General features: G+C 74.5%; 9 protein-coding genes and 1 pseudogene. 9 read left to right on the plus strand and 1 reads right to left on the minus strand.

Annotated elements, in window-relative coordinates; translation table 11 throughout:
- Positions 1-75 precede the first annotated feature (75 nt).
- Genes ACGFZN_RS05885 through cobI form a run of 7 tightly spaced genes read left to right on the plus strand, consistent with a single transcriptional unit; the run spans position 76 to position 10902 of the window.
- Entirely contained in the window at positions 76-1020 is a 945-nt protein-coding gene (locus tag ACGFZN_RS05885) for a cobalamin biosynthesis protein (RefSeq protein WP_393857249.1), read from the plus strand.
- Positions 1017-2528, plus strand: coding sequence for a cobyric acid synthase (locus ACGFZN_RS05890; RefSeq protein ID WP_393857250.1), 1512 nt, complete (start codon positions 1017-1019; stop codon positions 2526-2528). The genes ACGFZN_RS05885 and ACGFZN_RS05890 overlap by 4 nt, the downstream gene beginning before the upstream one ends.
- On the plus strand, positions 2525-6178 hold the full coding sequence (cobN, locus tag ACGFZN_RS05895; protein ID WP_393857251.1) for a cobaltochelatase subunit CobN: 3654 nt from the start codon (positions 2525-2527) through the stop codon (positions 6176-6178). The genes ACGFZN_RS05890 and cobN overlap by 4 nt, the downstream gene beginning before the upstream one ends.
- Positions 6175-8214, plus strand: coding sequence for a putative cobaltochelatase (locus tag ACGFZN_RS05900; protein ID WP_393857252.1), 2040 nt, complete (start codon positions 6175-6177; stop codon positions 8212-8214). The genes cobN and ACGFZN_RS05900 overlap by 4 nt, the downstream gene beginning before the upstream one ends.
- Positions 8214-8813: a cob(I)yrinic acid a,c-diamide adenosyltransferase gene (gene cobO / locus ACGFZN_RS05905; protein ID WP_393857253.1), complete on the plus strand. Its 600-nt coding sequence runs from the start codon at positions 8214-8216 to the stop codon at positions 8811-8813. The genes ACGFZN_RS05900 and cobO overlap by 1 nt, the downstream gene beginning before the upstream one ends.
- Positions 8807-10156 (plus strand): cobyrinate a,c-diamide synthase, encoded by a 1350-nt coding sequence (locus tag ACGFZN_RS05910; RefSeq protein ID WP_393857254.1) that lies wholly within the window; start codon positions 8807-8809, stop codon positions 10154-10156. Before cobO ends, ACGFZN_RS05910 begins: the two co-directional genes overlap by 7 nt.
- Positions 10153-10902: a precorrin-2 C(20)-methyltransferase gene (gene cobI, locus ACGFZN_RS05915; protein WP_393857255.1), complete on the plus strand. Its 750-nt coding sequence runs from the start codon at positions 10153-10155 to the stop codon at positions 10900-10902. Before ACGFZN_RS05910 ends, cobI begins: the two co-directional genes overlap by 4 nt.
- A gap of 89 nt (positions 10903-10991) precedes the next feature.
- Here cobI and ACGFZN_RS05920 read toward each other — a convergent pair whose 3' ends face one another.
- Positions 10992-11726 carry a ZIP family metal transporter gene (locus ACGFZN_RS05920; RefSeq protein WP_393857256.1) on the minus strand — a complete coding sequence of 245 codons (735 nt, stop codon included), beginning with the start codon at positions 11724-11726 and terminating at the stop codon, positions 10992-10994.
- A 117-nt stretch (positions 11727-11843) separates the two neighbouring features.
- On the opposite strand from ACGFZN_RS05920, the gene cobM reads away from it, so the two are divergent.
- On the plus strand, positions 11844-12662 hold the full coding sequence (gene cobM / locus ACGFZN_RS05925; protein ID WP_393857257.1) for a precorrin-4 C(11)-methyltransferase: 819 nt from the start codon (positions 11844-11846) through the stop codon (positions 12660-12662).
- Positions 12659-13130 (plus strand): annotated as a pseudogene (gene cbiE, locus ACGFZN_RS05930) (precorrin-6y C5,15-methyltransferase (decarboxylating) subunit CbiE); the annotation flags it as partial. The gene cobM and the pseudogene cbiE, both read left to right, overlap by 4 nt.
- Positions 13131-13140: the final 10 nt, after the last annotated feature.

Below are 13140 nucleotides of genomic sequence, written 5' to 3' on the forward strand. Positions count from 1 at the left end.
CGATCGCCATGCCCGGCTGCCGAAGGACAAGGACCGCCAGCAGGCCCGCTCTTCACCCAGCGGCCGGCTGAGCCGATGGGTGCCGATCGCACGTACGCGTACGGCGCCGCCGCCGGCCTTCTCGGAGACCTGCTCCTCGGCGATCCGCGCCGGGGGCACCCGGTCGCCGTGTTCGGGCGCGCGGCCGCTGCCGTGGACCGCGCGTTGTGGCACGACCACCGAGGCTGGGGCGCCCTGCACACCACCCTGTGCGCCGGTGGCGCCGTCGCACTCGGCGCGCTGGCCGCACGCGTCGTACGCCGCTCCCCCGCCGCCTCCGTCGCGCTGACCGCCGCCGCCACCTGGGCGGTCGTCGGCGGCACCTCGCTCGCCCGCGAGGCCCGCGTGATCGGCCGCGCGCTGGAGTCCGGGGACGTCGAGGCGGCGCGGGCGCGGCTGCCGCATCTGTGCGGGCGGGACCCGCAGGCGCTGGACGCCGACGGGATCGCCCGGGCCGTGGTGGAGTCCGTCGCCGAGAACACCTCCGACGCCGTCGTGGGCGCCCTGGTGTGGGGGGCCGTGGCCGGGGTGCCGGGGCTGCTGGGCTTCCGGGCCGTCAACACCCTGGACGCGATGGTGGGTCACAGGTCCTTGCGCTACCGGCGCTACGGCTGGGCCTCCGCCCGCCTGGACGACGTGGCCGGCTGGCCGGGGGCGCGGCTGACCGCCGTCCTCGCCGCCGTCGCCGGCCCCGACCCGCGCGGCGCCCTGCGCGCCTGGAAGGCCGACGCGGCCCGGCACCCGAGCCCCAACGCGGGCCCGGTGGAAGCGTCGTTCGCGGGTGCCCTCGGCGTCCGGCTGGGCGGAACCCTCTCCTACGGCGGCCGGGTCGAGCACCGCCCGGTCCTCAACGGGGCCGCCGGACGCGCCGTCCAGGTCACCGACATCGACCGGGCCGTACGGCTCTCGCGCCGCGTCGGCCTGCTCGCGCTCGGCGTCACCCTCGCCGCGCGCCGACTCGTGAAGGGACACACCGCATGACAGGGGGCGGGCTGCTGGTCGCCGGGACCACCTCCGACGCCGGCAAGAGCGTCGTGACGGCCGGGATCTGCCGGTGGCTGGTGCGTCAGGGCGTGAAGGTGGCGCCGTTCAAGGCGCAGAACATGTCGCTCAACTCCTTCGTGACCCGCGAGGGCGCGGAGATCGGCCGGGCGCAGGCCATGCAGGCCCAGGCCTGCCGGATCGAGCCGACCGCGCTGATGAACCCGGTGCTGCTCAAGCCGGGCGGCGAGCAGAGCAGCCAGGTGGTGCTGCTGGGCAGGCCGGTGGGCGAGCTGAGCGCGCGCGGCTACCACGGCGGGCGCCAACAGCGGCTGCTCGGCACGGTGCTGGACTGCCTCGCCGAGTTGCGGGGCACGTATGACGCGGTGATCTGTGAGGGGGCGGGCAGCCCGGCCGAGATCAACCTGCGCCGGACCGACATCGTGAACATGGGGATCGCGCGGAACGCGCGGCTGCCCGTGCTGGTGGTCGGCGACATCGACCGCGGCGGCGTCTTCGCCTCCTTCTTCGGGACCGTGGCCCTGCTGTCGCGGGAGGACCAGGAGCTGGTCGCCGGGTTCCTGGTGAACAAGTTCCGGGGGGACGTCTCCCTGCTGGAGCCCGGGTTGGAGATGCTGTACGGCCTCACCGGGCGGCGTACGTACGGTGTGCTGCCCTTCCGGCACGGGCTCGGCATCGACGAGGAGGACGGACTGCGGGTGTCCCTGCGGGGCACGGTCAGGGAGTCCGCGGTCACTCCCCCGGTCGGCGAGGACGTGCTGCGCGTCGCCGTGTGCGCGATCCCGCTGATGTCCAACTTCACGGACGTGGACGCGCTGGCCGCCGAACCGGGCGTCGTGGTGCGGTTCGTGGACCGCCCGGAGGAACTGGCCGACGCCGACCTCGTGGTGATCCCGGGGACCCGGGGCACGGTACGGGCGCTGCGGTGGCTGCGGGAGCGGGGGCTCGCGGAAGCGCTCGTCAGAAGGGCCGCGGAAGGACGCCCGGTCCTCGGCGTCTGCGGCGGCTTCCAGATCCTCGGCGAGCACATCGAGGACGAGGTCGAGTCGCGGGCCGGCGCGGTCGACGGGCTCGGCGTGCTGCCCGTGCGGGTGCGGTTCGCCCGCGAGAAGACCCTGACCCGGCCGTCCGGCGAGGCCCTCGGCGAGCGGGTGGAGGGGTACGAGATCCACCACGGCGTGGCGACCGTGGAGGCGGGCGAACCCTTCCTGGACGGCTGCCGGGTCGGCCAGACCTGGGGCACGCACTGGCACGGCTCGCTGGAGTCGGACGGCTTCCGGCGGGCCTTCCTTCGCGAGGTGGCCACCGCCGCGGGCCGCCGCTTCGTGCCCGCACCGGACACCTCGTTCGCCGCGCTGCGCGAGGAGCAGCTCGACCGGCTCGGCGACCTGATCGAACAGCACGCGGACACGGACGCGCTGTGGCGGCTCATCGAGTCCGGCGCGCCGCAAGGACTGCCTTTCATCCCACCGGGAGCGCCTGCATGAGCACAGTGTTGTTGTTGTCGACCGCCGACACGGATCTGCTGGCGGCCCGGGCGTCCGGCGCGGACTACCGCATCGGCAACCCGACCCGGGTGGACGTCGAGCGGGAGCTGCCGGCGCTGCTCGACGGCGCCGACCTCGCCGTCGTACGGCTGCTGGGCGGCAAGCGCGCCTGGGAGGAGGGGCTGGCCGCGCTGAAGGCGTCCGGGGTCCCGACGGTGCTGCTGGGCGGCGAGGCCGTGCCGGACGCCGAGCTGATGGCGGAGTCGTCGGTGCCGGCCGGGGTCGTCGCGGAGGCGCTGAAGTACCTGGTCGAGGGCGGTCCCGCGAATCTGCTGGAGCTGTCCCGGTTCCTGTCGGACACCGTGCTGCTGACCGGTGAGGGCTTCGAGGAGCCGCGGAAGATGCCGGAGTACGGCGTCCACGGCGCGTACGAGGTCCACGCCGGCCGTCCGACCGTGGGCGTGCTCTTCTACCGGGCGCACGAGCTGAGCGGCAACACCGCGTTCGTGGACACCCTGTGCGCGGCGATCGAGGCCCAGGGCGCCAACGCGCTGCCCGTGTACTGCGGTTCGCTGCGCGGCGCGGACGCCGGGCTGTACGAACTCCTCGCGCGGGCCGACGCGCTGGTCGCGACCGTGCTCGCGGCGGGCGGCACGCACGCCTCGCAGGCGTCGGCGGGCGGCGACGAAGAGTCCTGGGACATCGGCGCGCTCGCCGAGCTGAACGTGCCCGTTCTGCAGGGACTGTGCCTGACGTCCTCGCGGGCGGCCTGGGAGGCGTCCGACGCGGCCCTGTCCCCCATGGACGCGGCGATGCAGGTGGCGATCCCGGAGTTCGACGGACGGCTCGTCACCGTGCCGTTCTCCTTCAAGGAGCAGGGCCCCGACGAGGTCCCGGTGTACGTCGCCGACCCCGAGCGGGCCGCACGGGTGGCGGGGATCGCCGTACGGCACGCCCGGCTGAAGCACAAGCCGAACGCGGAGAAGAAGATCGCGCTGGTCTTCACCGCCTACCCGACCAAGCACTCCCGGGTCGGCAACGCGGTCGGCCTGGACACGCCCGCTTCGGCGGTCCGGGTGCTCGACGCGCTCCGGGACGCGGGCTACTCGCTGACCGAGTACCCCTCCGGCGGCGACGAGCTGATCCACCGGCTGATCGAGGCCGGCGGCCACGACGTGGAGTGGCTGACCGAGGCCCAGCTGGCCGCCGCGCCCGCGCGGGTGCCGCTGGCGGACTACCGGGCGTGGTTCGACACGCTGGACCCGGAGCTGCGCCAGGCGATGACCGAGGCGTGGGGCGAGCCGCCGGGCGGCCTGTACGTCGACGGCGACGACATCGTGCTCGCCTCGCTGCGGTTCGGGAACGTCGTCGTGATGATCCAGCCGCCGCGCGGCTTCGGCGAGAACCCGATCGCGATCTACCACGACCCGGACATGCCGCCGTCGCACCACTACCTGGCGTCCTACCGCTGGCTGGAGAACAGCTTCGGCGCGGACGCGATCGTGCACATGGGCAAGCACGGCACGATGGAGTGGCTGCCCGGCAAGGGGCTGGGCCTGTCGCGCGGCTGCGCGCCCGACGCCGTCCTCGGCGACCTGCCGCTGGTCTACCCGTTCATCGTGAACGACCCCGGCGAGGGCACCCAGGCCAAGCGGCGCGGACACGCCACCGTGGTCGACCACCTGGTGCCGCCGATGGCCCGCGCCGACACCTACGGCGACCTCGCCAAGCTGGAGCAGCTGCTGGACGAGTACGCGCTCGTCTCCGACCTGGACCCGGCGAAGGCCCCGGCCGTCCGCGCCCAGATCTGGACGCTGGTGAAGGCGGCCGAGCTGCACCACGACCTGCATGTGGACGAACAGCCGGACGACGAGGAGTTCGACGAGTTCGTCATGCACATCGACGGCTATCTGTGCGAGATCAAGGACGTGCAGATCCGCGACGGCCTGCACATCCTGGGCGGCGGCCCGGTCGGCGAACCGCGCGTGAACCTGGTGCTGGCGGTCCTGCGGGCGTCGCAGGTGTGGGGCGGGCAGGCGAACGCCCTGCCAGGGCTCAGGGCTTCCCTCGCCGCCCACTTCGGGCTGGTGGAGAAGGAGTTGCTGGCCGAGCCCGGCGCCCCGGTGAAGGTGCCGGTGGAGCTGAGCGACCTGGCGGAGGGGCCGGCGCGCACCGCGTCCGACGCGATCGACCTGCTGGAGCAGCTGTGCCGGCGGATCGCGGAGGGCATGGAGGAGCGGGCCTGGGACCGCACGGCCGTACCGGCGGTGCTGAGGGGCGCGCTCGGCGCCGAACTCCCTGACGCGGTCGCGGTGCTGGAGTTCGCGTGCGAGGAGGTCGTGCCGCGGCTCGCCCGCACCACCGACGAGATCGGGCACATCCTGCGGGCCCTGGACGGCGGTTACGTCCCGGCAGGTCCGTCGGGGTCGCCGACCCGTGGCCTGGTGAACGTGCTGCCTACCGGCCGGAACTTCTACTCCGTCGACCCCAAGGCCATTCCGTCCCGGCTGAGCTGGGAGGTCGGGCAGTCGCTCGCGGACTCCCTGGTGCAGCGGTATCTGCAGGACACCGGTGAGTACCCGAAGTCCGTCGGCCTCACGGTGTGGGGCACGTCCGCGATGCGCACCCAGGGCGACGACATCGCGGAGATCCTGGCGCTGCTGGGCTGCCGCCCGGTGTGGGACGACGCCTCGCGCCGGGTCACGGGCTTCGAGGTGGTGCCCCTGGCGGAGCTGGGGCGGCCGCGCATCGACGTCACGGTCCGCATCTCCGGCTTCTTCCGGGACGCGTTCCCGCACGTCGTCGGGCTGCTCGACGACGCGGTGCGGACGGTGGCCGAGCTGGACGAGCCCGTCGAGTCCAACTACGTGCGCGCCCACGTGGAGGAGGACACCGCCGGGCACGGCGACCGGCGCCGGGCCACGGCCCGGATCTTCGGCTCCAAGCCGGGCGCGTACGGCGCGGGCCTGCTGCCGCTGATCGACGCCCGCAACTGGCGCTCCGACGCCGACCTGGCCGAGGTGTACGCCGTGTGGGGCGGTTACGCCTACGGGCGGGGGCTCGACGGGCGGGCGGCGCGCGGGGACATGGAGACCGCGTTCCGGCGGATCGCGGTGGCGGCGAAGAACGTCGACACCCGCGAGCACGACCTGGTCGACGCCGACGACTACTTCCAGTACCACGGCGGCATGGTCGCCATGGTCCGGCACCTGACCGGCGCCAACCCCGAGGCGTACGTGGGTGATTCGGCCGTACCGGACCAGGTGAGGACGCGCACGCTCGGCGAGGAGACCCACCGCGTCTTCCGGGCCCGGGTGGTCAACCCGCGCTGGATGGCGGCCATGCGGCGGCACGGCTACAAGGGCGCCTTCGAGATGGCGGCGACCGTGGACTACCTGTTCGGCTACGACGCCACCGCGGGCGTGGTCGACGACTGGATGTACGAGAAGCTCAGCGCGGAGTACGTCTTCGACCCGGAGAACCGGGACTTCATGAAGCAGTCCAACCCGTGGGCGCTGCGCGGGATCACCGAGCGGCTGCTGGAGGCGGCGGACCGGGGCCTGTGGGCCGAGCCGGACGCGGACACGCTGGAGCGGCTGCGCGCCACCTACCTGGAGCTGGAAGGCGACTTGGAGGGCGACGAGAAGTGACCACCCCCTTTCCCTTCACGGCCGTTGTCGGCCAGGACGACCTGCGGCTCGCGCTGCTGCTGAACGCCGTGTCCCCGGCGGTCGGCGGCGTGCTGGTGCGCGGCGAGAAGGGCACCGCGAAGTCCACGGCCGTGCGCGCGCTGTCGGCGCTGCTGCCTCAGGTCGCCGTCGTGCCCGGCTGCCGGTTCTCCTGCGACCCGTCGGCCCCGGACCCGTCGTGTCCGGACGGGCCGCACGAGCCGGGGCCGGGTGCGCACCGGCCCGCGCGGATGGTCGAGCTGCCGGTCGGCGCCTCCGAGGACCGGCTGGTCGGCGCCCTGGACATCGAGCGGGCGCTCGCGGAGGGCGTGAAGGCGTTCGAGCCGGGCCTGCTGGCCGACGCGCACCGCGGGATCCTGTACGTCGACGAGGTCAACCTGCTCCACGACCACCTGGTCGACCTGCTGCTGGACGCGGCGGCGATGGGCGCCTCGTACGTCGAGCGGGAGGGCGTGTCCGTGCGGCACGCCGCGAGGTTCCTGCTCGTCGGCACCATGAACCCCGAAGAGGGCGAGCTGCGGCCGCAGTTGCTGGACCGGTTCGGGCTGACGGTGGAGGTCGCGGCCTCGCGGGAACCGGACCAGCGGGTCGAGGTGGTGCGGCGCCGGCTGGCGTACGACGACGACCCGGCCGGGTTCGCCGCCCGGTGGGCCGAGGAGGAGGCCGCCGTACGGCAGCGGATCGTCGCCGCGCGGCAGTTGCTGCCGCAGGTGCGCCTCGGCGACGGCGCGCTGCGGCAGATCGCGGCGACCTGCGCGGCCTTCGAGGTGGACGGCATGCGCGCCGACATCGTGATGGCCCGTACGGCGACCGCGCTGGCCGCCTGGGCGGGGCGGACGGACGTGCTCGCCGAGGACGTGCGGCAGGCGGCGCTGCTGGCGCTGCCGCACCGCAGGCGGCGCAATCCCTTCGACGCGCCGGGCCTGGACGAGGACAAGCTCGATCAGACGCTGGAGGAGTTCTCCGGGGAGTCCCCGGACGACGATCCGGATCCCGACGGGCCCGGTGGGGGCGGGCAGCCCGCTCCCGACGCCGGACCGCAGGGCGGCGGGGACGCCTCCGCACGCCCCGAGGCCGGCGAGGGCGGCGAGCCGCAGGCGTCCGGCGCGCGGGAGCAGTCCGCCGTACGGGCCGCCGAACCCTTCCGCACCAAGGTGCTGAGCGTGCCCGGGATCGGCGAGGGCGCCGCCGGGCGGCGTTCCCGGGCGCGCACCGAGCACGGGCGCACGACGGGGGCGCGCCGGCCGCAGGGGGCGCTGACCAAGCTGCATCTGGCGGCGACCGTGCACGCGGCCGCCCCGCACCAACGGGCCCGGGGCCGGACCGGGCCGGGGCTGGTGATCCGCCGGGACGATCTGCGGCAGGCGACCCGGGAGGGGCGCGAGGGCAACCTCGTGCTGTTCGTGGTGGACGCCTCCGGGTCGATGGCCGCCCGGCAGCGGATGAGCGCCGTGAAGGGCGCCGTGCTGTCGCTGCTGCTCGACGCCTACCAGCGGCGGGACAAGGTGGGGCTGGTGACCTTCCGGGGCTCCGGCGCCGAGGTGGCGCTGCCGCCGACCTCCTCCGTCGACGCCGCCGCCGCACGGCTGGAGTCGCTGCCGACCGGCGGCCGCACCCCGCTGGCCGCCGGGCTGCTCAAGGCGCACGAGGTGCTGCGGGTGGAGCGGCTGCGGGACCCGGCGCGGCGGGCGCTGGTCGTGGTGGTGACCGACGGGCGGGCCACAGACAGAGGCGCGGCGCGAAGCGCCTCCGGCCGGGGTGGTGGTCGGGTGACGGGTGGGACCGGGCCGGTGGCGCTCGCGGGGCGGGCGGCACGGCTGTTCGCGGCCGAGCAGGTCGCCTCGGTGGTCGTGGACTGCGAGTCGGGGCCGGTGCGGCTCGGGCTCGCCGGGCAGCTCGCGGGTGAGCTGGGCGGCACGGCCGTCACGCTGGACGAGCTGCGGGCGGACTCGATCGCCGGGCTGGTGAAGGGTATGCAGAGCGGGAGGGCCGCGTAATGCCGCAGGGACAGCCGAGTGTCATCCCCGACGACGGTCTGACGACGCGTCAGCGGCGCAACCAGCCGCTCGTCGTCGTGCACACCGGGGTCGGCAAGGGCAAGTCGACGGCCGCGTTCGGGCTCGCGCTGCGCGCCTGGAACCAGGGCTGGCCGATCGGGGTGTTCCAGTTCGTCAAGTCGGCGAAGTGGAAGGTCGGCGAGGAGAACGCGCTGCGGGTGCTCGGCGACTCCGGCGAGGGCGGCACCGTCGCCTGGCACAAGATGGGCGAGGGCTGGTCGTGGGTCCAGCGGGACGCCCAGATGGACAACGAGGAGAAGGCCCGCGAGGGCTGGGAGCAGGTCAAGCGGGACCTGGCCGCCGAGACGTACCGGCTGTACGTGCTGGACGAGTTCGCCTACCCGATGCACTGGGGGTGGGTGGACACCGACGAGGTGGTCTCCGTGCTGCGGGACCGGCCGGGCACTCAGCACGTCGTCATCACCGGGCGGAACGCGCCCGGCAAGCTCGTCGACTTCGCGGATCTCGTCACGGACATGTCCAAGGTCAAGCACCCCATGGACGTGGGGCAGAAGGGCCAGAAGGGCATCGAGTGGTGACCTCCGTCCCCCGGCTGGTCGTCGCCGCGCCGTCGTCCGGCAGCGGCAAGACCACCGTCGCCACGGGGCTGATGGCCGCGTTCGCCGCGCGGGGGCTCGCCGTGTCCCCGCACAAGGTCGGGCCGGACTACATCGACCCCGGGTACCACGCGCTCGCGACCGGGCGGCCCGGCCGCAACCTGGACGCGTACCTGTGCGGGCCGGAGCTGGTCGCCCCGCTGTTCCTGCACGGGGCGCGGGGCTGCGACCTGGCCGTCGTCGAGGGCGTGATGGGGCTGTACGACGGCGCGGCCGGCCAGGGCGAGCTGGCCTCCACCGCGCAGGTGGCCAAGCTGCTGCGGGCGCCGGTGGTGCTGGTGGTGGACGCGTCGTCGCAGTCGCGTTCGGTGGCGGCGCTGGTGCACGGGTTCGCCTCCTGGGATCCGCAGGTGCGCATCGGGGGCGTGATCCTGAACAAGGTCGCGTCCGACCGGCACGAGGAACTGCTGCGGGACGCGCTGGACTCGGCGGGCGTGCCGGTGCTGGGCGCGCTGCGGCGGGCGGCCCGGGTGGACACGCCCTCGCGGCACCTCGGCCTCGTACCCGTGGCCGAGCGGCGGAGCGACGCCGTGGACGCGGTGGCGGCGATGGCCGCGCAGGTCGAGCAGGGCTGTGACCTGGAGGCTCTGCTCGCGCTGGCCCGCGGCGCGACGGCGTTGCCCGGCACACCGTGGGAACCGCCCGCCGGCCCGGCGGAGCAGCGGAAGGTCGTCGCCGTCGCCGGCGGTCCCGCGTTCACCTTCTCCTACGCCGAGCACACCGAGCTTCTCGCCGCCGCCGGCGCCGACGTCGTCACCTTCGATCCGCTCCACGACGAGCAACTGCCCGAAGGGACGGCCGGGCTGGTCGTCGGCGGCGGGTTCCCCGAGGTGTACGCCGCCGAGCTGTCCGCCAACGAGCCGCTGCGCAAGGCCGTCGCCGGCCTCGCGCTGTCCGGCGCCCCGGTCGCCGCCGAGTGCGCCGGGCTGCTCTACCTGTGCCGGGAGCTGGACGGGCGGCCGATGTGCGGGGTGCTGGACGCCACCGCGCGGATGACCGAGCGGCTCACGCTCGGCTACCGGGACGCCGTGGCCGTCACGGACAGTCCGCTGGCCGTCGCCGGGACACGGATGCGGGGGCACGAGTTCCACCGCACCGCCGTGGAGCCCGGCGCCGGCGCGGCTCCCGCCTGGGGGGTCCGCAGCCCCGCCAGGCGGGTCGAAGGTTTCGTACAGGGCGGTGTGCACGCGAGCTATCTGCACACCCACTGGGCGTCCGAGCCCGGTGTCGCCCGTCGGTTCGTGGAGAGGTGCCGGACGTCATGAGCAGCAGGCTGATCGGGGTCGGAGTCGGTCCGGGCGATCCGGAACTGGTGACGGTCAAGGGGGTCAACGCCCTGCGGGCCGCCGACGTGGTCGTCGTACCCGTGATGGCCGCACCTGACGGAACGGACGGCGGCGAGCGCGGACGGGCCGAGGCGACCGTGCTGCACTACGTGCCCGAGGACAAGGTGGTCCGGGTCGTCTTCGCGCTGAACGAGCGCACCGACCGGGCGCGCCGGGAGGCGGCCTGGGACGCGGCCGGCGAGCGGGTCGCGGCGCTGCTGCGGCGGCACGGCACGGTGGCCTTCGCGACGATCGGCGACCCCAACGTGTACTCGACGTTCACCTACCTCGCGCAGACCATCACCGCGCTGGTGCCCGGCACGGCCGTGGAGACCGTGCCCGGGATCACCGCCATGCAGGATCTGGCGGCGCGCTCCGGCGCCGTGCTGACCGAGGGCACCGAGCCGCTGACGCTGGTGCCGGTGACGGCCGGGTCGGCCGTGCTCAAGGAGGCGCTGGCCGGGCCGGGGACCGTCGTGGCGTACAAGTTCGGGCGGCAGGCCGGCGAGGTCGCCGAGGCGCTGAAGGAGACCGGGCGGCTGGCCGGCGCCGTGTGGGGGTCGGCGCTGGGCCTGCCGGAGGAGTCGGTGCGGCCGGCCGCCGAGCTGGACGGGACGCCGCTGCCGTACCTGTCGACGCTGATCGCGCCCCCGCGGCGGGACGGCGGCCGGGGCGGGAAGCTGTGACGGGCACCGGGCGGCCGGGGCGGGAAGCCTTCCGGCGTGCCGGGCGGCCGGGGCGGGAGGCTGCGGGATGCGCGAGGCGGCCGGTCGGCTCAGCCGCCCGAAAGACCCACCACCAGCCAGATGAAGGCGGCGCCCGCGACCGTGCACAGCAGGGTGGAGCGGGAGGGGTGTTCGTGGTGCGCCTCGGGGAGGATCTCGGCGGCGGCGAGATAGAGCAGGACGCCGCCGAAGAAGCCCAGATAGCCGCCCAGCAGCGCTTCGGGGATGTGGAAGAAGGCGGTCGACAGGGCGCCCAGCAGGGGTGCGCAGGCGTCGGCCACCAGCATCGCCACCGCCCGGCGGCGGGCGTTGCCGTACAGGCTGGTGATGGTGAAGGTGTTGAAGCCGTCGGCGAAGTCGTGCGCGATCACGGCGAGCGCGACGGCCGCGCCCATGCCGCCGCCCACCTGGAAGGCCGCGCCGATCGCCACGCCGTCCATGGCGCTGTGCCCCACCATCGCCCCGGCCGCCGCCAGGCCCACCTCGGGCGCCCGGTGATGGTGTCCCTCGGCGGCGCCGTGCGCGGCCTTGCGGGCGGCGAGTGTGTGCTCCACCAGATGGGCCACCAGGAAGCCGGCCACGAACAGCACCAGGGCGACGGGTACGCCGAAGACCGAGCGGCGGGCGGCGTGCAGCGCCTCCGGCAGCAGGTCGAGGCCGACCACGCCGAGCATCAGGCCGCCGGCCAGACCCAGGACGAGATGGCGACGGTCGGTCACGCGCTGTGCCGTCCAGCCGCCGGCCAGCGTCATCAGGAACGCGCCGAGCGCGACGAAGACCGCCATAGGCCCTTGCTATCCGATCGAGGGGCCTTCGCGCACATCGGGCGCCCGCCGTACTCCCCCAGACCCTGACATTCAGCCCGCTTTTGACGTGTGTTTCCGTACGAGAGGACCCTCCCCATGGCCGTTGCCCCCACCGGCAAGGTGACGTTCGTCGGTGCTGGCCCCGGCGCCGCCGATCTGCTGACGTTCCGCGCCGCCCGCGCCATCGCGGAGGCGGACGTGGTGATCTGGGCGGCGAGCCTGGTCCAGGCGGAGGTCCTGGAGCACGCCCGCGCGGACGCCGAGATCCTGGACTCGGCGGCCATGCCCCTGGAGGACGTCGTCGCCGTCTACCGCCGTGCCCACGCCGAGGGCCTGAAGGTGGCCCGGATCCACTCCGGCGACCCCGCGCTGTGGGGCGGCACGCAGGAGCAGCTCGACCGGTGCGCCGAGATCGGGATCGCCACCGAGGTCGTACCGGGCGTCTCGTCGTTCTCGGCGGTCGCCGCGCTCGCGCAGCGTGAGCTGACCATCCCCGAGATCGCGCAGTCCGTGGTGCTCACCCGGCTGGGCGGCGGCAAGACGCCGATGCCGCCCGGCGAGGAGGTGCGAGAGTTCGCCCGGCACGGGACGACGATGGCGGTCTTCCTCTCCGCCGCGCGCAGCGGACAGCTGGTGCGCGAGCTGCTGGAGGGCGGATACCCCACGGACACCCCGGTGATCGTCGCCTATCAGGCGACCTGGCCGGAGGAGCTGGTCGTGAAGTGCACGGTCGGCACACTGGAGGAGACGGTCAAGGAGCACAAGCTCTGGAAGCACACGCTGTTCCTGGTCGGCCCGGCGCTGGACGCGCACGGCACGCGCTCGCACCTGTACCACCCGGGGCACTTCCACGGGTACCGCAAGGCGGACCCGCAGGCCCGGCGGGCCCTGCGCGAGCGGGGGGCGAGCACGTGATCACGGTCGTCGGCACGGGGACGGGGGCGCCGGTTCCGGACGATCTCCTCGCCGGGGCCGCCCTCGTCGTCGGCGGGCGCCGCCACCTGGAGGCGGTACGGCTGCCCGACGGCGCCGAACGGGTCGTGCTCGGGCCGCTGGCGCCCGCCCTGGACACGATCGCCGAGTACGTCGGCAAAGAGCTTCCGGTGCTGGTGCTGGCCTCCGGCGACCCGGGGTTCTTCGGGATCGTGCGGGCGCTGGCCGAGCGGTTCGGGTCGCGGCGACTGCGGGTGCGCCCCGGGGTCTCGTCCGTCGCCGCCGCGTTCGCGCGGGTGGGGCTGCCGTGGGACGACGCCGTGATCGTCAGCGCACACGGCCGGGATCTGCGCACCGCGGTCAACGTGTGCCGGGCGCATCCGAAGACGGCAGTCCTGACGGGCCCCGGCGCGGGCCCGGCCGAACTGGGCGCGGCACTGCTCCACGACACGGGCACAGC

The organism is Streptomyces sp. NPDC048192, assembly GCF_043202415.1.
Lineage (GTDB): Bacteria > Actinomycetota > Actinomycetes > Streptomycetales > Streptomycetaceae > Streptomyces.

What these genes read in the sequence shown, in the direction of transcription:
- cobO (WP_393857253.1), top strand. Translation starts at nt 8,214, where the DNA reads ATGCCGCAGGGACAGCCGAGTGTCATCCCCGACGACGGTCTGACGACG.
- cobN (WP_393857251.1), top strand. Translation starts at nt 2,525, where the DNA reads ATGAGCACAGTGTTGTTGTTGTCGACCGCCGACACGGATCTGCTGGCG.
- ACGFZN_RS05885 (WP_393857249.1), top strand. Translation starts at nt 76, where the DNA reads ATGGGTGCCGATCGCACGTACGCGTACGGCGCCGCCGCCGGCCTTCTC.
- ACGFZN_RS05920 (WP_393857256.1), bottom strand. Translation starts at nt 11,726, where the DNA reads ATGGCGGTCTTCGTCGCGCTCGGCGCGTTCCTGATGACGCTGGCCGGC.
- cobI (WP_393857255.1), top strand. Translation starts at nt 10,153, where the DNA reads ATGAGCAGCAGGCTGATCGGGGTCGGAGTCGGTCCGGGCGATCCGGAA.
- cobM (WP_393857257.1), top strand. Translation starts at nt 11,844, where the DNA reads ATGGCCGTTGCCCCCACCGGCAAGGTGACGTTCGTCGGTGCTGGCCCC.
- ACGFZN_RS05890 (WP_393857250.1), top strand. Translation starts at nt 1,017, where the DNA reads ATGACAGGGGGCGGGCTGCTGGTCGCCGGGACCACCTCCGACGCCGGC.